Raw genomic sequence first — 21,391 nt, forward strand, 5'->3', positions numbered from 1 at the left:
TCCGCCCCGTTGAGATGGTCACCACGCCGCAACGCCGGCGCCCCAACCCCCGTGGGAGACCTTGAGATGAAGTCCCTGTTCGCCGCCATTGCCCTGACGGGCATCGCCACGCTGTCCGCCGGCGCCGCCATGGCCCAGGACGCCGCCAAGGGCGAGGCCGTGTTCAAGAAGTGCATGGCCTGCCACCGTGTCGGCCCGGATGCCAAGAACCTAGTCGGCCCCATCCTGAACGGCGTCGTCGGCCGTACCGCCGGCAAGGTCGACGGCTACAAGTATTCAGACATCAACCATAATTCCGGTGAGGCCGGGCTGGTCTGGGACGAAGCCCATCTTGTGGACTATCTGGCCGACCCGCAGGGCTTCCTGAAGAAGTACCTGACCGAGAAGGGTGCCGCCGACAAGGCGGTGGGCGCCACCAAGATGGCCTTCAAGCTGCCGAACGAGCAGGAACGCAAGGACGTCGTCGCCTTCCTGAAGACCAAGTAAGCACCATCGCCTTGCAGGTCCGAAAGGCCGTGCCCCTTGCGGGGGGTGCGGCCTTTCGTCTTTCAGGGCAGTCCCCGGCAAGCCGGCAACCCGCCCCCCGCTTTGTCCGCATGGCTGCCCCGGCGCTCCATGCCTTGCTTATAGTAAGCATGCTCATATTATGTATGCATGAGCAGCAACGACCCCACCCCCCAGTTCGGCGCCATGCTGGCGGATTCGGCCCGCCTGATGCGCAAGCGCTTCGACCAGCGCCTGCGCTTCACGGGCAGCACCCGCGCGCAATGGCACGCCATCTTCAAGATCTCCAAGCAGGAGGGCATGAAGCAGGCGGAGCTGGCCGACGCGCTGGAAGTGGAGCCGATCACGCTGACAAGACTGCTGGACCGGATGGAGGAGGGCGGCTGGGTCGAGCGCCAGGCCGACCCCAATGACCGCCGCGCCCGCCTGCTGTTCCTGACGGACAAGGCGCGCGACGCGCTGGGCCCCATGCGGCTGCTGGCCGAGGAGATATTCGAAGAGGCGCTGGCCGGGCTGGACCCGGCGGAGCGCGAACAGCTGATGCATCTGCTGATGCGGGTGCGGACCAATCTTTCCAAGGGTGAGAATGATGAGTGACACGGGCCATGTCCGCCCCCTGCCCGCCTGGCGCCGTCTGGCGCTGGGCCTGGCCCTGCCGGTCGTGCTGGCGGGCGCGGGCACCTATATCTGGGTAACCGGCGGCCGGTACGTCACCACCGACAATGCCTATGTGAAGCAGGACAAGGTCGCTGTGGCGCCGGAGGTGCAAGGGCTGGTGACGTCCGTGCATGTGGGCGAGAGCATGGCGGTCAAGCGCGGCGACCTGCTGTTCGAACTGGATGCCCAGCCCTACCGCATCGCGCTGGCCCAGGCCGACGCCGCCATCGCCACCGCCCGGCTGAATGTGGAGCGCATGCGTGCCGACCTGTCGCAGAAGCGGGCCGAACTGGCTGGCGCCGAGCAGGAGCTGGAATTCCGCCAGCGCGACCATGACCGCCAGGCCAAGCTGGCCCAGAGCGGCTATGCCGCCCAGGCCAAGCTGGACGAGGCGCGCAACGAGCTGCGCGCCGCCGAACAGGAGGTCGCCAAGGCCAAGCAGGGCGTGGCCGCGGCCCTGGCCGATCTGGGCGGCGATCCCGCCATCGCCACCGACAGCCACCCGACCGTGATGCAGGCCCTGGCCGCCCGTGACCGTGCGGCCCTGGACCTGGCACGCACCGCCGTGCATGCGCCCGCCGATGGCATCGCCAGCCAGACCGACCGGTTGCGTGTGGGCCAGATGGCCCTGCCCGGCCTGTCGATGCTGAGCCTGGTGGAAACCCGCGCCACTTATATCGAGGCCAACGTCAAGGAAACCGACCTGACCCATATGCAGCCGGGCCAGACCGCCACCATCGTGCTGGACGCCTATCCCGGCCGCACCCTGACAGCCAAAATCACCAGCATCGGGGCCGGCACCGGTTCGGAATTCTCCATCCTGCCGGCGCAGAACGCCACCGGCAACTGGGTGAAGGTGGTGCAGCGCGTGCCCGTGCGCCTGGAAATCGCCGGCGGTGGGGCGGTGCCGCTGCGCGCCGGCCTGTCGGCCAATGTGGAGATCGATACGGGCCATGCCCGCGGCCTGCCCGGCTTCGCCACCGCCCAGGCAGCCGGTCGCTGAAGGCCGGCAACCGCCGGCCCGCCGCACGTGCGGCGTGAGCCAAGCGGCCGGACGGCCGCGCCCGGCGCTTGAGGGAATATGAGTTAAGGATGGCATCATGACCGACGCTGCCGCCCCCCTGAAACGCGGCCCCCTGACCATCGCCATCATGCTGGCGACGATCATGCAGGTGCTGGACACCACCATCGCCAATGTCGCGCTGCCCAGCATGCAGGGCAGCTTAGGCGCGGCACAGGACAGCATCACCTGGGTGCTGACCTCCTACATCGTGGCCTCCGCCATCATGACGCCGATGACCGGCTGGCTGACCGACAGGATCGGGCTGAAGCAGTTGTTCCTGATCTCGGTTGTGGGTTTCACCCTGGCTTCCATGCTGTGCGGCACGGCCGGCAGCCTGGAGGAGATGGTGGCCTGGCGCCTGACCCAGGGCGTGTTCGGCGCGGCCCTGGTGCCCCTGTCGCAAACCGTGCTGCTGAACATCAACCCCGAGGAACGCCACGGCCAGGCCATGGCCATGTGGGGGGCGGGTGTCATGGTCGGTCCCGTCATCGGCCCCACGCTGGGCGGCTGGCTGACGGAAAGTCTGAACTGGCGCTGGGTGTTCTATATCAACGTGCCCATCGGCATCATCGCCTTCCTGGGCATCCTGGCCTGGCTGCCGGCCGCACCCAAGCGGCCCAGAGGGTTCGACTTCATCGGTTTCGCGCTGCTGTCCATCGGCGTGGGTGCTTTACAGCTGATGCTGGACCGGGGCGAACAGCTGGATTGGTTCGCCTCACCGGAGATTTGGGTGGAACTGGGTGTCTCCATCTCCGCCTTCTGGGCCTTCGGCGTGCATATGCTGACGGCGCAGCGGCCCTTCGTGCCGCCGCACCTGCTGCGCGACCGCAATCTGGTGCTGGGGCTGGTGTTCATCTTCATCGTCGGCATCGTGGTGCTGGCCGCCATGGCGCTGCTGCCGCCCATGCTGCAACGGCTGATGGGCTATCCCACCATCACCACCGGCATGGTGATGGCGCCGCGCGGCATCGGCGTCATGGTCTCCATGCTGATGGTGGGGCGGCTGATGCGGGTGGTCGACCCGCGCCTGCTGATCCTGGTGGGGTTGTGCGTCACCGGCTGGTCGCTGCATATGATGACGGGCTTCACCATCATCATGGACAGCACCCCCATCATCGTGTCGGGCGTGATCCAGGGGCTGGGCATCGGCATGGTCTTCGTGCCGCTCTCCGCGATGGCGTTCGCGACTCTGGCCCCGGAAGACCGGGCGGAGGCGGCGGGCCTGTTCAGCCTGGTGCGCAACATGGGCAATAGCCTAGGGGTTTCCATCGTCATCTCCGCCCTGGCCCATTTCACCCAGGTCAACCATGCGGAACTGGCGGCCCATGTCAGCCCGTTCAACCCCAATATCGACGGCCCGCTGGCCATGGCGGGGCAGGCGGCACCGGAATTGCTGGCCGCCGCCGACCTGATGGTCAACCGGCAGGCTGCGATGATCGCCTATCTCAATGATTTCCAGATGATGATGGTGATCACCCTGGCGGCCATCCCGCTGCTGCTGCTGTTGCGCAAACCGAAGAATGCGATGGCCCCCGATGCGCATGCCGCGATGGAATAACCACCACGCTTCCCATTCGCATGGAGGTTGCATTAAATTGATCCCATCGGAAGAGGTGACGGGATGAGCGACGCGATCCGGCAAATCAGGGCACGTGCCCGGCGCAAGGCCGCGGGGCTGGTGCGGCTGGAATTCTGGGTACCGGCAGACCGGCGGGAGGAGGTGCGCGCCGCTGTTGCCGCCGTGCTGGCCGATGAGGATCTGGCGGTGGAGCCTGCTGGCGATGGCACGGCCGACGCCGCGGACAACGCCCCCGTCGTGCAGCGCCGCCAGCGCCTGATGACGGATATCGACGGGTTGCTGGACTGAAAACCCTATCGCCGTGCCGGTGCCTGTGCCGTCGCGGCGGACAGGGGAGCGGCCGCCCCGATCGGTTCCAGCCCCATGGCACGCACCAGGGAAGGCAGCGTGCCGTCATCCGTCAGCGACCGGATGGCCTCGTCCATCTCCGCCACCGTGACGGTACTGGCCGGGCTGATCAGGCAGGTGCGCTCCCGCCTTGCGATCCGGATCGTGTCGGGCCGTACGGCACCCGCCACCGACGGATCCCGCGCCAGGGCCTGGCGCCAGGCCGCCAGGGGCAGGATCACGGCATCCAGCCGTCCGCCTTGCAGCTTGCGCAGATTGCCCTCGGCATTGCGGGCATCGATGCGCTCCGCCCTGCCATCGGCGAACATCGCCTCCACCTCCGGCGGATAGAGGAAGCCCAGCACCGCACCGACACGGGCCCCCTTCAAGCTGGACAGGTCCGCCTCCCCGCGCAGGCCCGCCGACAGCAGCACGATGTCATGGTCGGCGAACAGGGACCGGGTGAAGCGGTCGGGCCCGAAGGCGGGATAATAGGCCTGGGCCGCCAGGCAATAGGCATCGACATTGCCGACCTGGAGTTCGGCGGTGATGCGGTTGCGCGGGACATAGCGGAACGCCGCCTCACGCCCCAGACGGGCCGCCACCGCCTTGCCGAATTCCAGGGCGAAACCGCCCTTCAACTGCCCGCCCTCCACCAGCGCGAAGGGTGCCTCGTTATGGTCACCGAAGGCGAAGATCAGGGATTGGGCCTGGGCCGGCGGCAATAACACCAGTGCGGCCAGAATGACCGCCAGCAAGCATCGCACACCAGCAAACAGACCGGTCATCCCGGTTCCCCCTTTCCCCGTCAGGGACATGTCGCGATCACATATCCCACCTTTAGGGGTTTTTTAATAAATTTCTTTGGACCTGGGGGAAACATTGCAACCCTGAAACAATCGGTCACACCCCATCGGGCTTTTGCCCGCCGCGCGATGGCATGGAACAGTAGATAGGCGAGCCCGATATGGAACGATGCACGGCCCACCGGGGCAAGGGCGTCGTGGCCCGGCTTGGGACCAATTGATGGCGAGCCGTTGGACCCGCCCTACGCGGCGACTGGCACCGCGCCGCCCATGCGGCGTGGTGGCCAGACCGCGGATGCGGTGCCGGCGCTTGAGGAAACGAAAACTCAGTCCTTGGCCTTGGCTCCGAAGGACAGCTTGTCCAGGGCCCCCATCAGCACGGCCGACACCACGAAGGTCAGGTGGATGATGACCAGCCACATCAGCTTGTCGTTGGTCACCTTGTCGGCATCCATGAAGCTCTTCAGCAGGTGGATGGAGGAGATGGCGACGATGGAGGCGGCGACCTTCACCTTCAGCGTGCCGCTGTCCAGCTTGCCCAGCCAGGACAGCTTCTCGTCACCCTCGTCCAACTCGATGCGCGACACGAAATTCTCGTACCCGCTGATCATCACCATGACCACCAGGCTGCCCACCAGGGTCAGGTCGACCAGACTGAGGGCCGCCAGGATCAGGTCGGCCTCGCTCTCCCCGAACAGGGCGTAATCGAACAGATGTACCAGTTCCACGACGAAGCGGCAGGTGAAGGCCACCAGCACGACCGAAAGGCAGAGATACATCGGCACCAGCAGCCAGCGGCTGGCATAGAGGGTGCGTTCGATGAGGCGTTCGATCACGATGAGGGCTCCGTCACGGGCGATGGCATGGCGTGGCAATGAAGCAAACAGCCGGGCCTGTCAACCATCGGGATGCTGCACTGCAACTGCCCATGGATTGGGCATGACCGGCAGGCAGAATGCCCTTCATCGCGCCAGTTGCCGCTTTATCGGCGCCCGTTCCGGCGGCTTTCCGGCTGGCACGCCCCTTGCTGCTATGCGGTGCAGTAAAGGTGGCTAGGGTTCCGGCCGTGGATGACACGGTGACTGGTCCGAGAGCTGCCGCCAGACGCCGCCGGTCCGCTGGCCCCGTCTGGTACACGGCGGGATAAAAGCCCGGGAGATCGAGGTGGGTTGGCGCCCTCTTCCGGTCTCCGCCAACCCCCAAACCGGTTTTGGAAACCTTTGAGGGGTTGATGATGACGACGCGCCGCTTCCTTGGAAAATTGACCGCCGGCCTGGTTGCCGCCTCGCTGCTCTCGATGCCGGCCCTTGCCGCACCGAAGAAGGATTTCAAGCTGGCCTGGTCGATCTATGTCGGCTGGATGCCGTGGCAGTATGCCGCCGAGCAGGGCATCGTGAAGAAATGGGCCGACAAGTACGGCATTTCGATCGAGGTGGTGCAGTTCAACGATTATGTGGAAAGCATCAACCAGTACACGGCCGGCGCCTTCGACGCGGTGACCGTCACCAACATGGACGCGCTGTCCATCCCCGCTGCCGGTGGGGTGGACACCACCGCCGTCATCGTCGGCGACTTCTCCAACGGCAATGACGCCGTCATCCTGAAGGGCAAGGACAAGCTGGCCGATCTGAAGGGCCAGAAGGTCAACCTGGTGGAATATTCCGTGTCCCACTATCTGCTGGCCCGCGCGCTGGAGAGCGCCAAGCTGACGGAGAAGAAGGACGTCACGGTGGTTTCCACCTCCGATGCCGACATGGTGGCCGCCTGGTCCACGGCGGATGTGTCGGCCGTCGTCACCTGGAACCCGCTGGTCGCGGAAATCCTGGCCACGCCCGGCGCCAAGAAGGTGTTCGACAGCAGCCAGATCCCCGGCGAGATCATCGACCTGACCGTGGCCAACAGCGATGTGCTGAAGGACAATCCGGCTTTCGGCAAGGCGCTGGCCGGCATCTGGTACGAGACGATGGCCATGATGTCCGCCCAGACCCCCGCCGGCACCGCTGCCCGCACCGCCATGGGCAAGGCGTCGGGCACCGATCTGGCCGGCTATGAGAGCCAGTTGAAGGCCACCCGCATGTTCTACACCCCCAAGGACGCCCTGGGTTTCGTGCGAGGGAGCGAGCCGAAGGCGACCATGCAGAAGGTGGCGGGCTTCCTGTTCGACCACGGCCTGCTGGGCAATGGCGCGCCGTCGGCCGAAGCCGTGGGCATCGAGTTCCCCGATGGCGTCACCTACGGCAACGCCAAGTTCGTGAAGCTGCGCTTCACCGACACCTACATGGCGGCCGCCGCGGACGGGAAACTGTAACCGGAAGCGCTCCGTAGGTCAGGTCGAGCGTTGGCGAGCCCTGACACTCATCTGCACCGTCGCTTGTCAGGGCTCGGGGCTTCGCCCTCGACCTGACCTACGGCCCTTCCCTCTTTCCCATGGAACCCCCATGCGCCTGATCAACCGAAAGCCCGACCGGGCAGGCTGGATGCTGCTGGCCGCACTGCCGTTCCTGGCGGTGCTGGTGGCCTATGCCATGGGCTCGGCGGTACGGCTGGCGGACAATCCGGCGGACAAGCTGCTGCCGGGCCTGGCCTCCTTCGCCGATGCCATCGACCGCATGGCCTTCACCCCGGACAAGCGCACGGGCAACATCCTGCTGTGGCTGGATACCGGCGCCTCCCTGGCGCGGCTGGCGGCGGGTGTGGCCATCGCGGCGGCGGGCGGGCTGCTGGTGGGGCTGGCGGCCGGGCTGCTGCCCTATATGCGGGCGATGTTCGCCCCCTTCGTCACCGTGGTGTCGATGGTGCCGCCGCTGGCCGTGCTGCCCATCCTGTTCATCATGGTCGGGCTGGGCGAGGCGTCGAAGGTCACCTTGATCGTCGTCGGCGTCCTGCCCTGCCTGATCCGCGACCTGATGCTGAAGATCGATGATCTGCCACGCCAGCAGCTGATCAAGGCCCAGACGTTGGGGGCCAACAGCTGGACCATCGCCATCCGCGTCGTCCTGCCCCAGATACTGCCCCGCCTGATCGACAGTATCCGCCTGAACCTGGGGCCGGCCTGGCTGTTCCTGATCTCCGCCGAAGCCATCGCCAGCGAAAGCGGCCTGGGTTATCGCATCTTCCTGGTCCGCCGCTATCTGGCCATGGATGTCATCCTGCCCTATGTGGCCTGGATCACCCTGCTCTGCTTCCTGATGGATTTCGCCCTGCGGGTGCTGCAACGCCGCGCCTTCCCCTGGTTCGAGGATGCGAGGGCCGCAGCATGACGCAAATCTCCGTCTGCGATGTCTGGAAGGAATATGGTGAGCAGGTGGTCCTGGAACGGATCAATCTGGAGATCGCCCCCCGTTCCTTCGTGGCCCTGGTGGGCCCGAGCGGCTGCGGCAAGACCACCTTCCTGCGCATGCTGCTGTCGCAGGAGACGCCCAGTAAGGGAGAAATCCTGATCGATGGCGTGCCGATCTCGCCGGAACCCGGCCCCGACCGCGGCGTCGTCTTCCAGCGCTATTCCGTGTTCCCGCATCTGAGCGTGCTCGGCAATGTGCTGCTGGGCGCGGAATTGAAGGGCGGCGGCGTTTTCGGCCGGCTGTTCGGGTCGGCCCGCGCCCGGGCGAAGGAGGAAGCGGCGGGATTGCTGGCCGAGGTCGGCCTGTCCAACGCGCTCGACAAATATCCGGCCCAGCTTTCCGGCGGCATGCAGCAACGTCTCGCCCTGGCCCAGGCCCTTATCGCCAAGCCCAAGGTGCTGCTGCTGGACGAACCGTTCGGCGCGCTCGATCCCGGCATCCGTGCCGATGTGCACAAGCTGATGCGCAAGCTGTGGCATGAGCATCCGATGAGCGTGGTCATGGTCACCCATGATCTGTCGGAGGCGTTCCATCTGGCCACCCGCGTCATCGCCTTCGACCGCCGCCGCAACCTGCCGGAAGAACGGCTGCGTTATGGCGCCAGCATCACCAACGATATCGAGGTCTGGCCCCGCCGCGTGGCGGGCAATCCCGGCTTCGGCAAAGACCCCAACCCGCCCCGCCGGGACGACCCGGCCAGTGATGACGGGCAACCAGACCGGGACGACCCGGCCGACGCCGCGTGAGAGGGAGCCACCATGCCCCGCCAAACCGCTGAACAGATCGCCGCCAACCGCGCCCGTTACCTGGAACTGAAATCCGCCGCCTCCGGCCGTGCGCCACTGGTCTTGCCCCCGCCCACCAAACGCGACGCCGCTCCGCCCAGCGCAGACAGCGTGAAACTGTCGGAGACGCTGCCCGGCGGCTGGTACTGGACCGGAGTCATCCGGCGCGGACAGGTGCTGACCATTGCCAACCCGGCTGCCACGCCGGGCGTGTCGCTGCTGGCCTGGAACCTGGCCGACCCGACCGAACGTTACAATCATGCCGACACGATCAAGATCCAGTGGACGGCGGAACTGCGCAAGGGGCGGGTCCTGTTCTCCGACATGGGCCGGGTGCTGCTCTCCATCGTGGAGGATAGCTGCGGCAAGCATGACACATTGGTCGGCGGCTCCACCCCGGCCAGCGTGGCGCGGGTGTATGGGCCTGACAGCGGCATGCGTAATGCGCGCGACAATTTCATCCTGGCGGCCGGCAAGCATGGCCTGACCCAGCGCGACATCCCGCCCTGCATCAGCTTCTTCGCGCCCGTCACCGTGACCGGTAATGGGAAATTTGCGTTCGATGCAACCGGTGTTCAGCCGGGTGATTTCGTGTCGCTGCGCGCGGAAATGGATTTGATCGTCGCCATCTCGAACACACCCCACCCCCTGGCGTCACCGGTCACACCATCGCCGGTGGAACTGACCATCCTTACCGCGCCCGACGCCGGTGCGGATGATCTGTGCCGCACCGCCACGGCGGAAGCCGCGCGCGGCTTCGTCAATACCGACGCCTATCTGTCGGCCTGAGCGGGGAGGAAGAAACATGAGCAACAGCAGCTTCACCCCCGTCCTGTCGTCCCGCGACATTGCCACCGCCATCCTGGATGAGGTGATCGCCGCCGAACATCCCTGGTCCGGCGTGGTGCGCAAGGGCCAGGTGATCCGCATCGTGGATAGCGAGGGCTGTCAGGCCGTCGATACGCTGTTCTACGCCCTTGCCGATTTCGCTGAGCGTTACAGCGCCCAGGATACGGTGCTGGCCCAGGGCACGCCCTATATCGGCCCGGGTTCGATGCTCTACTCCAACCGTGGCAACGTGCTGGCCCGGATGGTGGCCGATACGTGCGGCAGCCATGACACCTCGGCCGGTGCCTGCTCGTGCGAGAGCAACACGGTCCGCTTCGGCCATCACACCAAATATATGCATGCATGTCGCGAAAACTTCCTGATCGCCGTGACCCGTCACGGCATGGGCAAGCGTGATATCGTGCCCAACATCAATTTCTTCATGAACGTCCCCATCGATCCCGACGGCACCCTGGCCATCGCCGATGGTGTGTCGTCAGGCGGGGATTATGTGGAGCTGGTGGCGGAGCAGGATCTGCTCTGCGTCATCTCCAACTGTCCCCAGGTCAACAATCCCTGCAACGGCTTCGACCCCACGCCCATCCGCGTGCTGGTCTGGGAAGCGTGAGGGAGACACCCATGTTCACCAAGGTCCTGATCGCCAATCGTGGCGAGATCTGCGCGCGGGTGATCAAGACCCTGCGCCGCATGGGTATCGCCTCCGTCGCGGTCTATTCCGACGCCGACCGCTTCACCCTGCCCGTCCTGTCGGCAGACGAGGCGGTGCATGTCGGCCCGGCCCCGGCCAAGCAATCCTATCTGGATATCGACGCCGTCATCGCCGCTTGCCAGGCGACGGGGGCGCAGGCGGTGCATCCTGGATATGGCTTCCTGTCGGAAAATGCCGGCTTCGTGGAACGGCTGAACGAAGCCGGTATCGCCTTCATCGGCCCGCGCGTGGAGCATCTGCTGGGCTTCGGCCTGAAGCACACGGCACGCGAATTGGCCAAGGCGGCCGGCGTGCCGCTGCTGCCCGGCACCGACATTCTGGACAGTGTGGAACAGGCGCAGCAAGCGGCGGCGAAGATCGGCTTTCCGGTGATGCTGAAAAGCACGGCGGGCGGCGGCGGCATCGGCATGCAGCTCTGTCACAGCGCCGACGAACTGGCCGCCAGGTTCGCGGCCGTGCAGCGCATGGCCACCAGCAGCTTCGGCGATGCGCGGGTCTATCTGGAACGGTTCGTGGCCCAGGCCCGCCATGTCGAGGTGCAGATCTTCGGCGATGGCAAGGGCGAAGTGGTGGCGTTGGGGGAACGTGACTGTTCGCTCCAGCGCCGCAACCAGAAGGTCGTGGAGGAGACCCCGGCACCCGGCCTGCCCGATGCGGTGCGCACCCAGTTGCGCGATGCCGCCATCGCCCTGGGACAAAGCGTGCAGTACGCCTCGGCCGGCACGGTGGAGTTCATCTATGACGTGGCGCGGTCCCAGGTCTATTTCCTGGAGGTGAATACCCGCCTGCAGGTCGAACATCCGGTGACCGAGGCCATTTTCGGCGTCGATCTGGTGGAATGGATGGTGCGGCAGGCGGCGGGTGATTTCACCCTGCCGGCCCAGGATAGCCTGATCCCGCAGGGGGCCGCCATCGAGGTCCGGCTCTATGCCGAGAACGCCGCGGCAGACTTCCGGCCATCCACCGGCCTGCTGACGGCGGTGAGCTTCCCCACCGATATCCGCGTCGATGGCTGGGTGGCCACGGGTACGGAAGTGACGGCCAATTACGACCCGATGCTGGCCAAGCTGATCGTGCATGCCGACGATCGTGACAGGGCCATCGACAAGCTGTCGGTGGCACTCGCCGCGTCACGCGTGGCGGGAATCGAGACCAACCTGTCATACCTGCGCGCCATCATCGGGTCGGACATTTTCCGCCGGGGCGAGGTGGCCACATCGGTCCTGAAGACCTTCGCCTTCACCCCCGCGACCGTGGAGGTGCTGGCACCCGGCGCCCAGACCTCGCTTCAGGATTGGCCGGGACGGCTGGGTTATTGGGATGTGGGCGTGCCGCCGTCCGGCCCCATGGATGACAAGTCCTTCCGGCTGGCCAACCGGTTGCTGGGCAATGAAGAAGGCACGGCCGCATTGGAATGCACCCTGACCGGCCCTACCCTGCGCTTCAACCAGGATACGACCATCGCCCTGACCGGGGCGGTGATGGCCGCGACTTTAGACGGAAGCACCATCAATCATGGTGTACCGGTCACGGTGAAGGCCGGACAGACCTTGGCCCTGGGCCGCATCCAGGGGCCGGGACAACGCACCTATCTGGCCGTGGCGGGCGGGTTCGATGCGCCGGATTATCTGGGATCGAAAGCCACCTTCGCCCTGGGGCGGTTCGGCGGTCATGCCACGGGCTGCCTGAAGGCCGGCGATACGCTGGCTTTGGCGGGGCTGCCGGTGGGTGTGGCGGAAACGCCCGCCCTGCCCACCCTGTCGAACGAATGGGAACTGGCGGTGCATTACGGCCCACATGGGGCGCCCGACTTCTTCCAGGAAAGCGACATCGCCGACCTGTTCGCGGCCACCTATGAGGTGCATTTCAATTCCGCCCGCACCGGCGTGCGCCTGATCGGTCCCAGGCCGAAATGGGCGCGGGCGGATGGGGGGGAGGCCGGGCTGCACCCGTCCAACATCCATGACAATGCCTATGCCATTGGCGCGGTGGATTTCACCGGCGACATGCCGATCATCCTGGGGCCGGACGGGCCCAGTCTGGGCGGTTTCGTCTGCCCTGTCGTCGTCGCCAAGACCGACCTGTGGAAGGTCGGGCAATTGCGGCCGGGCGACAAGCTGCGCTTCGTGCCCGTCGTGACAGCGCCCAGCGCGCCCGTCACCCATGCCACCCTGCCCTCGCCCATCCTGTCGCGGATCGAGGGGCCGGTGCCTGTCGTCTATCGCCGGGCCGGCGACGATTACCTGCTGGTCGAGTACGGTCCGATGGCCCTGGATCTGGGCCTGCGGCTGCGCGTGCATCTGCTGGTCACGGCGCTACGCGAGCGGGCCTTGGCCGGCATCATCGACCTGACACCGGGCATCCGGTCGCTGCAAATCCATTATGACAGCGGATCGTTGAAGCTACCCATCCTGCTGGGGGTTCTGGCAGAGATAGAAGCCTCGCTGGGCGGCATCGACCAGGCGAAGGTGCCCAGCCGCATCGTCCACCTGCCTTTGTCCTGGAACGACCCCCAGGTGCGGCTGGCGATGACCAAGTACCAGGAACTGGTGAGGGCCGATGCCCCCTGGTGCCCGGACAATATCGAGTTCATCCGCCGTATCAATGGCTTGGACAGCCAGGAGGATGTGAAGCGCATCGTCTTCGACGCCAGCTACCTCGTCTATGGCCTGGGCGACGTCTATCTGGGCGCCCCCGTGGCCACGCCGTTGGACCCGCGCCACCGGCTGGTCACCACCAAATACAATCCCGCCCGCACCTGGACCCCGGAAAATGCCGTGGGCATCGGCGGCGCCTATATGTGCATCTATGGCATGGAGGGACCGGGCGGGTATCAGCTGTTCGGCCGCACCATCCAGGTCTGGAACAGCTGGCGGGCGACCCAGCCCTTCCAGGCGGGCCAACCCTGGCTGCTGCGCTTCTTCGACCAAATTCGTTTCTTTCCCGTAACAGAACAGGAACTGGCCGAGGCGCGCGAGGCCTTCCCCCACGGCCATTACGCCGTGCGGATCGAGGAGACGGTGCTGGATTATGCCGCGCATCTGCGGTTTCAGGCCGAGAATGCCGACAGCATCGATGCCTTCAAGCGGCGCCAGCAGGCGGCGTTCGAGGCGGAGCGGGAGGATTGGAAGGCAAAGGGTCTGGACAGTTTCGTCAGTGACGAGGGCGGGCCGGCGGCCGAGGCCACCGCCCTGCCCGAAGGCTGCACCGGCGTGGAGACCGGCGTGACCGGCAATGTCTGGAAGATCATGGTGGAACCGGGCCAGGATGTGGCCGCTGGTGATACGATCCTGATCCTGGAAAGCATGAAGATGGAAATGGAAGTGAAGGCCGCCAGCGCCGGCCGGGTACGCGAGGTCACCGTGAAGCCGGGCCGCACCGTCAATGCCGGCCAGACCGTCGCCATTCTGGAGGAGGTCGCCTGATGCTGCTCGAGAAGTTGACCATACAGGGCCTGACGGCACTTTATCGCGCCGGGGAGGCCAGTCCGGTCACGGTGATCGAGGCGGTTTTGCACCGCCTTGCCCGCAATCCCGACAAAGCCGTCTGGATCAGCACGGTCCCGGCGGAGAAGTTAAGGGCGGAAGCCGAGGCGCTGGCCAAAGGTGGCTATGATCCTTCCAAACCGCTGTGGGGCATTCCGTTCGCCGCCAAGGACAATATCGACGCGGCCGGCCTGCCCACCACGGCCGCCTGCCCCGCCTTCGCCTATGATCCGGGTGCCGACAGTACCGTGGTGGCCAAGCTGCGCGCGGCGGGTGCCATCCTGATCGGCAAGACCAACCTGGACCAGTTCGCCACCGGCTTGAACGGCACGCGCAGCCCTTATGGCGCTCCGCGCTGCGTATTCAACGAGGAGTACGTCTCAGGCGGGTCCAGTTCCGGGTCCGCCGTGGCGGTGGCGCGGGGTCAGGTGGCGTTTGCACTGGGGACGGATACGGCAGGCTCCGGCCGGGTGCCAGCCGCCTTCAACGATCTGGTCGGGATCAAGCCCAGCAAGGGGCTGCTGTCCACCAGCGGTGCCGTACCCGCCTGCCGGTCGCAGGATTGCATTACTGTGCTGGCCCACAGCATCGCCGATGGCGATCTGGTACGGCGCGTGGCGGAGGGGTTCGACGAGGCCGACCCCTTCTCCCGCGCGCCACAGACGCGGCCGTTGCGGCTGGAGGGGTTCCGCTTCGGGGTTCTGACGGGGGCGGAGAAGGAGTTCCTGGGCGATAAGGCGGCCGAAGCACTTTATGACGCCGCCGTGGAGCGACTGGCCGGGTTGGGCGGCACGGCCGTACCCTTCGATTACAAGCCATTGCGTGAATGCGCCCACCTGCTCTATGGCGGGCCGTGGGTGGCGGAGCGGCTGGCCGCCATTGAGGAGTTCGTGGAGGGTCAGGCCGATGCCATGGACCCGACCGTGCGGGCCATCATCAAGGGGGCGGAGGGCAAGACAGCGGTTGAGGCCTTTGTCGGCCAATACGCCCTGGCCTTCTATGCCCAGGAGATGCCCCGGTTGTGGGGAGAGCTTGACATCCTGCTGCTGCCCACCACGCCCACCATCTACAAGGTGGCCGACATGCTGGCCGATCCGGTGCGGCTGAACAGCAACCTGGGCCGCTACACCAATTTCGTGAACCTGCTGGATTGCGCCGCCGTGGCCGTGCCGGCGGGTTTCCGGCCCAACGGGCTGCCGTTCGGCGTCACCCTGGTCGGGCCGGCCTTCACCGATAACGGCTTGGCCATGCTGGCCGACCGGCTGCACAATGATGGGAACGTGACCATGACACCGCAGATCCCCGCAGACTGGCTGCCCATCATCGTCGTGGGCGCGCATCTGTCGGGCATGCCGCTGAACCATGAGCTGACCTCTGTGGGCGGTATCCGGCTGGGCGAGGTGCGGACGGCACCCGATTACCGGTTCTACGCCCTGGCCGGCACGGTCCCGCCCAAGCCGGGGCTGGTACGCGATCCGGGCTTTGCCGGGCCGGGGATCGTGGCGGAGGAATGGGCCCTGCCGCCCGCCGCCTTCGGCGCCTTCGTGGCCCGTATACCGGCACCGCTGGGGGTGGGCAAGGTGACGTTGGACGACGGGCGGCAGGTCACCTGCTTCCTGTGCGAGAGCCATGCGCTGCAGGGCGCCACGGAGATCACCGGTTTCGGCGGCTGGCGGGCCTATCGGGCCAGCTTGGCGTAAGTACCCTCTCCCTCCCAAGCCTGACGGCTTGGGAGGGAGAGGGTAACGCGCTTGCCAGCGGGGCCCTGCCAGCGTATTTCTCCACCCTTCATGTTCCGGACGGTGGCCCCTTTGCGTCTTCCCTTCACCCAATGGCGTCTGTTGCTGCTGGCGGCCTTCGTGCTGCTGGCCGGCGCCATGGGTGGCGGCAGCCATCCCGCCGCAGCACAGGCGGCCAGCGGCTGTCACGACGGCCAGGGCTGCGACCAGTACCTGACGGCGCCGGCCCAGCCGGCCCTGATCCAGGCAGCACTGCGCATCGACGGCAAGGCCATGGCCGGTGGCGATGGCAATGCCACCATCCTGCCCGGTACGATCGGCCCGAATTCCTTCGCCCTGCCCGTCCGGGCGGGCCTGAACCCCGATCCGGTCACGCGGCCGCGCAAGGCCGCCAATGGTCCCGGCCAGCCACGCGGCCCGCCGGCGTTCGCCTGATCCCCTATCCGTCCTGACCTTGATCACCCAGGCGCCGCGCCCAACGCGGCCGGTGCCGTTGATCGGATGAATTCCATGCTGAAATTTACAAAGCTGCAGACGATCGCAATTCTGCTGATCTGCTTCCTGGGCAGCGCGCTGGCCATCCCCAGCTTGATCGGCCCGCACAACATGCCGTCCTGGCTGCCCATGCGTCACTTCAACCTGGGCCTCGACCTGCAAGGCGGTTCCTACCTGCTGCTGGAGGTCGATGCCGAGGCGGTGAAGCGCGAGCGGCTGGAGAATGCCACGGACGAGGTGCGCGGCCTGCTGCGCACCGCCGAACTGCGCGCCGCCGGCGTCGCGGTGGAAGGCAATGGCCTGATCGTGCGTCTGGCCGATCCCGGCGATGCCCAGCGCGTGACCGAGGCGCTGCGTCCCCTGACCCAGGGCACGATGCCCGGTGAGATCGCCGATTTCACCATCGTGCCGGAAGCCGGGCGTCTGCGCCTGGATTTCGGTCAGCAGGCCCTGACCAACCGCGTCAGCAAGGCGGTGGACCAGTCGCTGGAGATCGTGCGCCGCCGCATCGACGAGACGGGCGTGAACGAGCCCATCGTGGCCCGCCAGGGCGCATCGCGCGTGCTGGTGCAGCTGCCGGGCGTCACCGATCCGGGGCGCATCAAGCGCCTGCTGGGCCAGACCGCCAAGATGACCTTCCATCTGGTGGGCGATGCGACCGTGGCGCCGGGTTCGTCGGCCCCGCCGGGCTTCGAATGGCTGCCCAACAGCGACCGTGGCGCCGGTGGTCCCCAGGTGCTGGTGCGCAAGCGCGTGGAGGTGGATGGCGCCACCCTGACCGACGCCCAGCCCAGCGCCGACCCGCAATCGGGCCGCTGGGTCGTGTCCTTCAGCTTCGACAGCATCGGCGCCCGCCGCTTCGCCGACATCACCAAGGCCAATGTCGGTCGACCGTTCGCCATCGTGCTGGACGGCCGCGTCATCTCCGCGCCGGTAATCAACGAGCCCATCATGGGCGGTCGCGGCCAGATCAGCGGCAATTTCACCGCCCAGACGGCCACCGAACTTGCCGTGCTGCTGCGTGCCGGTGCCCTGCCCGCCCCGCTGACGGTGGTGGAGGAACGGTCGATCGGGCCCGAACTGGGGGCCGACAGCATCAAGGCCGGCGTCATCTCCTGCCTTGTCGGCGTGGTGCTGGTCTTCGTCTATATGTGGCTGACCTACGGCTTCTTCGGCCTGATCGCCAACGCGGCATTGGTGTTCAACCTGTTCATGACGCTGTCCTGCCTGGCCATGCTGGAAGCAACCCTGACCCTGCCCGGCATCGCCGGCGTCGTCCTGACGCTCGGCATGTCGGTGGACGCCAACATCCTGATCAACGAGCGTATCCGGGAAGAGCTGCGCAAAGGCAAGACCGCCCTGTCGGCGCTGGAAACGGGCTATATCAAGGCCCGCGGCACCATCATGGACAGCAACCTGACCACGCTGATCAAGATGGTCCTGCTCTATGTGGTCGGTACCGGCTCGGTGAAGGGCTTCGCCGTCACCACCTCGCTGGGCATCATCACCTCGATGTTCACGGCCACGGTCGTGGCCCGCCTGCTGACCGCCATCTGGTACAAGCGCACCCGGTCCAAGACCCTGCCCGTCTTCGGCCCCGTCAAGCTGAAGACCGCCGGAATGAAGATCAACTTCATGAACGGCCGGCATGTCGGCCTGGCCGTGTCGGTGGTGCTGTCCACCATCTCCGTCATCATGTTCTTCAAGCCGGGCCTGAATTACGGCATTGATTTCGCCGGCGGCATCGTCATGGAGGTCCGCACGGCGGAACAGACCGATTTCCCCAGGCTGCGCGAGGTGATGGAGGGCGTGAATGTCGGCCCGGTGGCCCTGCAGGCCTTCGGCACCGACCGCGACGTCATCCTGCGCATGGAGCGCCAGGAAGGAGCAGAGGCCAACCAGCAAGCCGCCATCAAATCCGTCACCGCAGCATTGGAGCAGAACTTCCCCGGCTCGGAAGTGCGGCGCGTGGAGGCGGTCGGTGCCTCAGTGTCGGCGGAACTGTTCAGCGACGGCATGCTGGCTCTGGGTCTGGCCGCGTTCTTCATGCTGATCTACATCACCTTCCGCTTCGAATGGCAGTTCGGCGTGGGTGCGGTGGTGACCATGATGCTGGACGTGACCAAGACGGTGGGCTTCTACGCCCTGACCGGGTTGCAGTTCAACCTGACGGCCGTGGCGGCGATGCTCACCATCATGGGCTTCTCCATCAACGACAAGGTCGTGGTCTATGACCGCGTGCGCGAGAACCTGCGGCTTTACCGCAAGATGCCGCTGCGCGAATTGATCGACCGGTCGATCAACGAAACCATGACCCGCACGATCAACACGAACATCGCCGTGTTCCTGTCCATCGTGCCGCTGGCGCTTTATGGCGGCGAGGCGCTGCGCGAGTTCGCCTGGGCCCTGCTGTTCGGCATCCTGCTGGCCACCTCGTCCTCCATCTTCATCGCAGCCCCGATCCTGCTCTATCTGGGCGAGAACCGGCTGCGCAAGACCATGGATGCCGAGGACCCGCCGACGGAAGCCGAGGGCGACACGGCCGCCAAGGCCTGATCGGTTTGGAAGCAGAAACCCCGGCACCGCAAGGCGCCGGGGTTTTTGTTTGACGGCAGGTTGGTTTGCGGAATTCCGAAAATGCTGCCATCATAAAGATACCCAGAAGAAGGGCATATTTATGATGGCGGAAACCATGGCTGGCATGGACCGGTTGCTGACGGCGCGTGAAGCCTCCTTTGTGGCGGGTGTAAGCTACGACAAGGTGGTGAAGGCGCTTGAAAACCGTACCGTGCCCAACCGTGCCGGCCGGGCGCGGCAGCGGGCGTTGGATCTGGACGGCGTGCTGTCCCTGACCCTGTCCGACAGGCTCCAGGGATATCCGGCCCTGATGCGCCGCCGGGTCAGCCGACGGGTGCTGGAACACCTGCGTGGCGACGGCCCCGATGCCAATGCTCCCGACATTATCGACAGCGATGGACTGGTCGTGACCACCTTCCGGACCGGTGAGCTGTTCAGGGGTGTCCAGGAAAGACTGTCCATCCTGGTCAAGCTGACGGCCAGCGTGGAACGAAACCCGGATGTCCAGGGCGGTGCCCCGGTGTTCCGAGGGACACGCATCATGGTGCATCATATAGCCGACCTGCTGCGCAGCGGAACAAACAGGAGAGAAATTCAGGAGGATTTCCCCGATCTGGATGAGGAGATGTTGGAACTGGCCCTGCTGTTCGATAGGCTTCACCCGGTCAAGGGTCGGCCGGTTCGGAAAGCGGGACAGAGTGAAATATCGCTTCCTGATTGATGCGAACATCTCCGTCGCCTTGGAAGCGGCGGCCCATGCCAGGGGACACGAGGCCTATCATGTCCGCACCCTGGGCCGGCAGAATGACGGAGACCCCGTACTGCTGAAGCTGATCGAGGCGGAAGGCTATACGCTGGTCACCAACAATATCGTCGAATTCCGCAACCGGCAGCTTTTCCATGCAGGTATGGTCTTCATTGCTGAAGCCGCACGCGGTCGCGCCTATCAATTATCCGACTTCTCAGCCGCGTTGGACCATATAGAGCAGGTCAACGTTATCGACGGTCATGAGGTACTGGTTGAGCCGGCACCGGACGGCACCTGCACGACAAGCCAAGCGCAACTGCCATAAGCTGTACGAGACCATTCGGAGTTGCCGACGGCATTGCTGCGTGCCTGTGAAACACCGCGCAACACGAATTGCGCTTGGTTTCAGAGCGCCAAGCCGGTCTGCTCCGAATAAGGGCGCCCCCCGTGCAACAGTGTGAAACGGAAAAACGGGTGCATTCGGAGCGGGCGGGTTGCTTACTCCGGGCATCGGGTCATGGGGATGGCGTTGATGAACAACGATATCATGGGAGGGGCGGCACGAAAAGAAAAACGGCCGGGAAAGCCCCCCGGCCGCTCGTCAGTGATCCCGCTTCGGGAGGAGCCCGGCGGGTCGGGTAAAATCAGCGCGCCTCGCCACCAACGGCACCGGCCGGGGCCGGCACACTGGCCGTGCGGGCCAGGGCGATGCGGTAGAGGACCAGGGTCAGGACAATGGTGACCATGAAGCCGGAGATGCCACCGACCAGGATGCCGGCCGCATTGGGCAGGGCCACCATGGTCCAGTAGAACATGGCCGTGCGGGTGGGAGAGACCAGCCAGCGCAGCAGGTAATGGTGCAGATGCTCGCGATCGGGCGAGAACGGCGCCCGGCCGGAACGGATGCGCGACACGATCAGGCGCAGGCAATCCAGCACCGGCAGCAGGAACAGGCCCATCAGCTGCATGTTGGTCAGGCTGCTGTCGGCATGGCCGGTAACAGCCAGGCCCAGCAGGCCCATGACGGCGGAGATGCCATAGGCGCCGCTGTCGCCCAGGAAGATGCGGCCGCGCATGTTGAAGACCAGGAACACCGCCCCGCCGGCCACGATCAGCAGCGCCAGCATGGAGAGCGTGCCGGCACCGGCCAGCGCGAAGAACATGCCCCAGATCATGGCCATGCCGCTGGCGATGCCGTTGGCACCGTCGCTCATGTTGAAGGCGTACTGGAAGCCGACCAGGCTGATGATGGTCAGCGTGGCACCCAGGAAGGGCGGGACGTCCACCTGCATGCCGCCACCGAAATCCAGGCTGGTCAGGGCCAGCTGCGGCGCCAGGATGATGGCGAAGGAGAACATCACCAGCGACACCGACAGCCGCACGACGGGCGGCAGATGCTGGCGATCATCGATCATGCCCATGACGAACAGGATGGCCATAACGGGGACGATCACCCAGTGCAGGCCGACACCGTCCATATAGGAAAGCCCACCACCGATCAGCGTCGCGGGCAGCAGGATGGCAAGCCCGCCCACCAGGGGCACGGCGCCACGATGCAGCTTACGCAGGCTGTCCGGCTTGTCGATGATGCCCAGCGCATTGCCGATCGGCATCGCGGTGAGGCAGATGATGGCAGACAGGGCGATCTGCAGGGTAATGGCCAGAAGATATTCCAATTTCGCCACCCTTCAGGTGTGGTTTGCGAGTTTTCTTCGCCACGCACGATT

Annotated in this window: 19 protein-coding genes and 1 riboswitch; of the genes, 16 read left to right on the plus strand and 3 right to left on the minus strand. The window is 65.8% G+C overall.

Annotated features, from left to right (window positions below; all coding sequences use genetic code 11):
* Positions 1 to 66 precede the first annotated feature (66 nt).
* The 5 genes from ACM9HJ_RS17300 (at position 67) to ACM9HJ_RS17320 (ending at position 4,091) form a co-directional block, all read left to right on the plus strand.
* Positions 67 to 486 (plus strand): c-type cytochrome, encoded by a 420-nt coding sequence (locus ACM9HJ_RS17300; RefSeq protein WP_416573006.1) that lies wholly within the window; start codon positions 67 to 69, stop codon positions 484 to 486.
* A gap of 168 nt (positions 487 to 654) precedes the next feature.
* Complete coding sequence (locus ACM9HJ_RS17305) at positions 655 to 1,101, plus strand: MarR family winged helix-turn-helix transcriptional regulator (RefSeq protein ID WP_416573007.1); 447 nt, start codon at positions 655 to 657, stop codon at positions 1,099 to 1,101.
* Positions 1,094 to 2,164 (plus strand): HlyD family secretion protein, encoded by a 1,071-nt coding sequence (locus tag ACM9HJ_RS17310; protein ID WP_416573008.1) that lies wholly within the window; start codon positions 1,094 to 1,096, stop codon positions 2,162 to 2,164. Before ACM9HJ_RS17305 ends, ACM9HJ_RS17310 begins: the two co-directional genes overlap by 8 nt.
* Positions 2,165 to 2,261: 97 nt before the next feature.
* Positions 2,262 to 3,782, plus strand: coding sequence for a DHA2 family efflux MFS transporter permease subunit (locus ACM9HJ_RS17315; RefSeq protein WP_416573009.1), 1,521 nt, complete (start codon positions 2,262 to 2,264; stop codon positions 3,780 to 3,782).
* Between the two features lie 63 nt (positions 3,783 to 3,845).
* The gene (locus ACM9HJ_RS17320; RefSeq protein WP_416573010.1) at positions 3,846 to 4,091 is read left to right on the plus strand and encodes a hypothetical protein; all 246 of its coding nucleotides are present in this window, start codon (positions 3,846 to 3,848) and stop codon (positions 4,089 to 4,091) included.
* Positions 4,092 to 4,096: 5 nt separating this feature from the next.
* Here ACM9HJ_RS17320 and ACM9HJ_RS17325 read toward each other — a convergent pair whose 3' ends face one another.
* Both ACM9HJ_RS17325 and ACM9HJ_RS17330 read right to left on the minus strand, forming a co-directional pair.
* Complete coding sequence (locus ACM9HJ_RS17325) at positions 4,097 to 4,918, minus strand: substrate-binding periplasmic protein (RefSeq protein ID WP_416573011.1); 822 nt, start codon at positions 4,916 to 4,918, stop codon at positions 4,097 to 4,099.
* Between the two features lie 344 nt (positions 4,919 to 5,262).
* On the minus strand, positions 5,263 to 5,769 hold the full coding sequence (locus tag ACM9HJ_RS17330; RefSeq protein WP_416573103.1) for a TIGR00645 family protein: 507 nt from the start codon (positions 5,767 to 5,769) through the stop codon (positions 5,263 to 5,265).
* A gap of 208 nt (positions 5,770 to 5,977) precedes the next feature.
* A riboswitch (guanidine-I (ykkC/yxkD leader) is annotated at positions 5,978 to 6,096 on the plus strand.
* 71 nt (positions 6,097 to 6,167) lie between these two features.
* Here ACM9HJ_RS17330 and ACM9HJ_RS17335 point away from each other — a divergent pair.
* The 11 genes from ACM9HJ_RS17335 to ACM9HJ_RS17385 all read left to right on the plus strand — a co-directional run bounded on the left by ACM9HJ_RS17335 (position 6,168) and on the right by ACM9HJ_RS17385 (position 19,989).
* Positions 6,168 to 7,244 carry a putative urea ABC transporter substrate-binding protein gene (locus tag ACM9HJ_RS17335; protein WP_416573012.1) on the plus strand — a complete coding sequence of 359 codons (1,077 nt, stop codon included), beginning with the start codon at positions 6,168 to 6,170 and terminating at the stop codon, positions 7,242 to 7,244.
* A gap of 130 nt (positions 7,245 to 7,374) precedes the next feature.
* Positions 7,375 to 8,196, plus strand: a complete 822-nt coding sequence (locus tag ACM9HJ_RS17340) for an ABC transporter permease (protein ID WP_416573013.1) — start codon at positions 7,375 to 7,377, stop codon at positions 8,194 to 8,196.
* Positions 8,193 to 9,023: an ABC transporter ATP-binding protein gene (locus ACM9HJ_RS17345; RefSeq protein ID WP_416573014.1), complete on the plus strand. Its 831-nt coding sequence runs from the start codon at positions 8,193 to 8,195 to the stop codon at positions 9,021 to 9,023. The genes ACM9HJ_RS17340 and ACM9HJ_RS17345 overlap by 4 nt, the downstream gene beginning before the upstream one ends.
* A gap of 12 nt (positions 9,024 to 9,035) precedes the next feature.
* A complete protein-coding gene (locus ACM9HJ_RS17350; protein WP_416573015.1) occupies positions 9,036 to 9,851 on the plus strand; it encodes an urea amidolyase associated protein UAAP1 in 816 nt (271 codons plus the stop codon).
* A 16-nt stretch (positions 9,852 to 9,867) separates the two neighbouring features.
* Positions 9,868 to 10,518 (plus strand): urea amidolyase associated protein UAAP2, encoded by a 651-nt coding sequence (locus ACM9HJ_RS17355; protein ID WP_416573016.1) that lies wholly within the window; start codon positions 9,868 to 9,870, stop codon positions 10,516 to 10,518.
* An 11-nt stretch (positions 10,519 to 10,529) separates the two neighbouring features.
* The gene (locus ACM9HJ_RS17360; protein WP_416573017.1) at positions 10,530 to 14,045 is read left to right on the plus strand and encodes a 5-oxoprolinase/urea amidolyase family protein; all 3,516 of its coding nucleotides are present in this window, start codon (positions 10,530 to 10,532) and stop codon (positions 14,043 to 14,045) included.
* Positions 14,045 to 15,805: an allophanate hydrolase gene (gene atzF, locus ACM9HJ_RS17365; RefSeq protein ID WP_416573018.1), complete on the plus strand. Its 1,761-nt coding sequence runs from the start codon at positions 14,045 to 14,047 to the stop codon at positions 15,803 to 15,805. The genes ACM9HJ_RS17360 and atzF overlap by 1 nt, the downstream gene beginning before the upstream one ends.
* 111 nt (positions 15,806 to 15,916) lie before the next feature.
* Positions 15,917 to 16,279, plus strand: a complete 363-nt coding sequence (locus ACM9HJ_RS17370; RefSeq protein WP_416573019.1) for a hypothetical protein — start codon at positions 15,917 to 15,919, stop codon at positions 16,277 to 16,279.
* A 75-nt stretch (positions 16,280 to 16,354) separates the two neighbouring features.
* Positions 16,355 to 18,895 carry a protein translocase subunit SecD gene (gene secD, locus ACM9HJ_RS17375; protein WP_416573020.1) on the plus strand — a complete coding sequence of 847 codons (2,541 nt, stop codon included), beginning with the start codon at positions 16,355 to 16,357 and terminating at the stop codon, positions 18,893 to 18,895.
* A gap of 121 nt (positions 18,896 to 19,016) precedes the next feature.
* The gene (locus ACM9HJ_RS17380) at positions 19,017 to 19,637 is read left to right on the plus strand and encodes a DUF433 domain-containing protein (RefSeq protein WP_416573021.1); all 621 of its coding nucleotides are present in this window, start codon (positions 19,017 to 19,019) and stop codon (positions 19,635 to 19,637) included.
* Positions 19,615 to 19,989, plus strand: a complete 375-nt coding sequence (locus tag ACM9HJ_RS17385) for a DUF5615 family PIN-like protein (protein ID WP_416573022.1) — start codon at positions 19,615 to 19,617, stop codon at positions 19,987 to 19,989. The genes ACM9HJ_RS17380 and ACM9HJ_RS17385 overlap by 23 nt, the downstream gene beginning before the upstream one ends.
* Positions 19,990 to 20,308: 319 nt before the next feature.
* Here ACM9HJ_RS17385 and ACM9HJ_RS17390 read toward each other — a convergent pair whose 3' ends face one another.
* Positions 20,309 to 21,340 (minus strand): glycosyltransferase family 4 protein, encoded by a 1,032-nt coding sequence (locus ACM9HJ_RS17390; protein WP_416573023.1) that lies wholly within the window; start codon positions 21,338 to 21,340, stop codon positions 20,309 to 20,311.
* Positions 21,341 to 21,391: the final 51 nt, after the last annotated feature.

The sequence above is a fragment of the Niveispirillum sp. KHB5.9 genome, from assembly GCF_048066115.1.
GTDB lineage: Bacteria > Pseudomonadota > Alphaproteobacteria > Azospirillales > Azospirillaceae > Niveispirillum.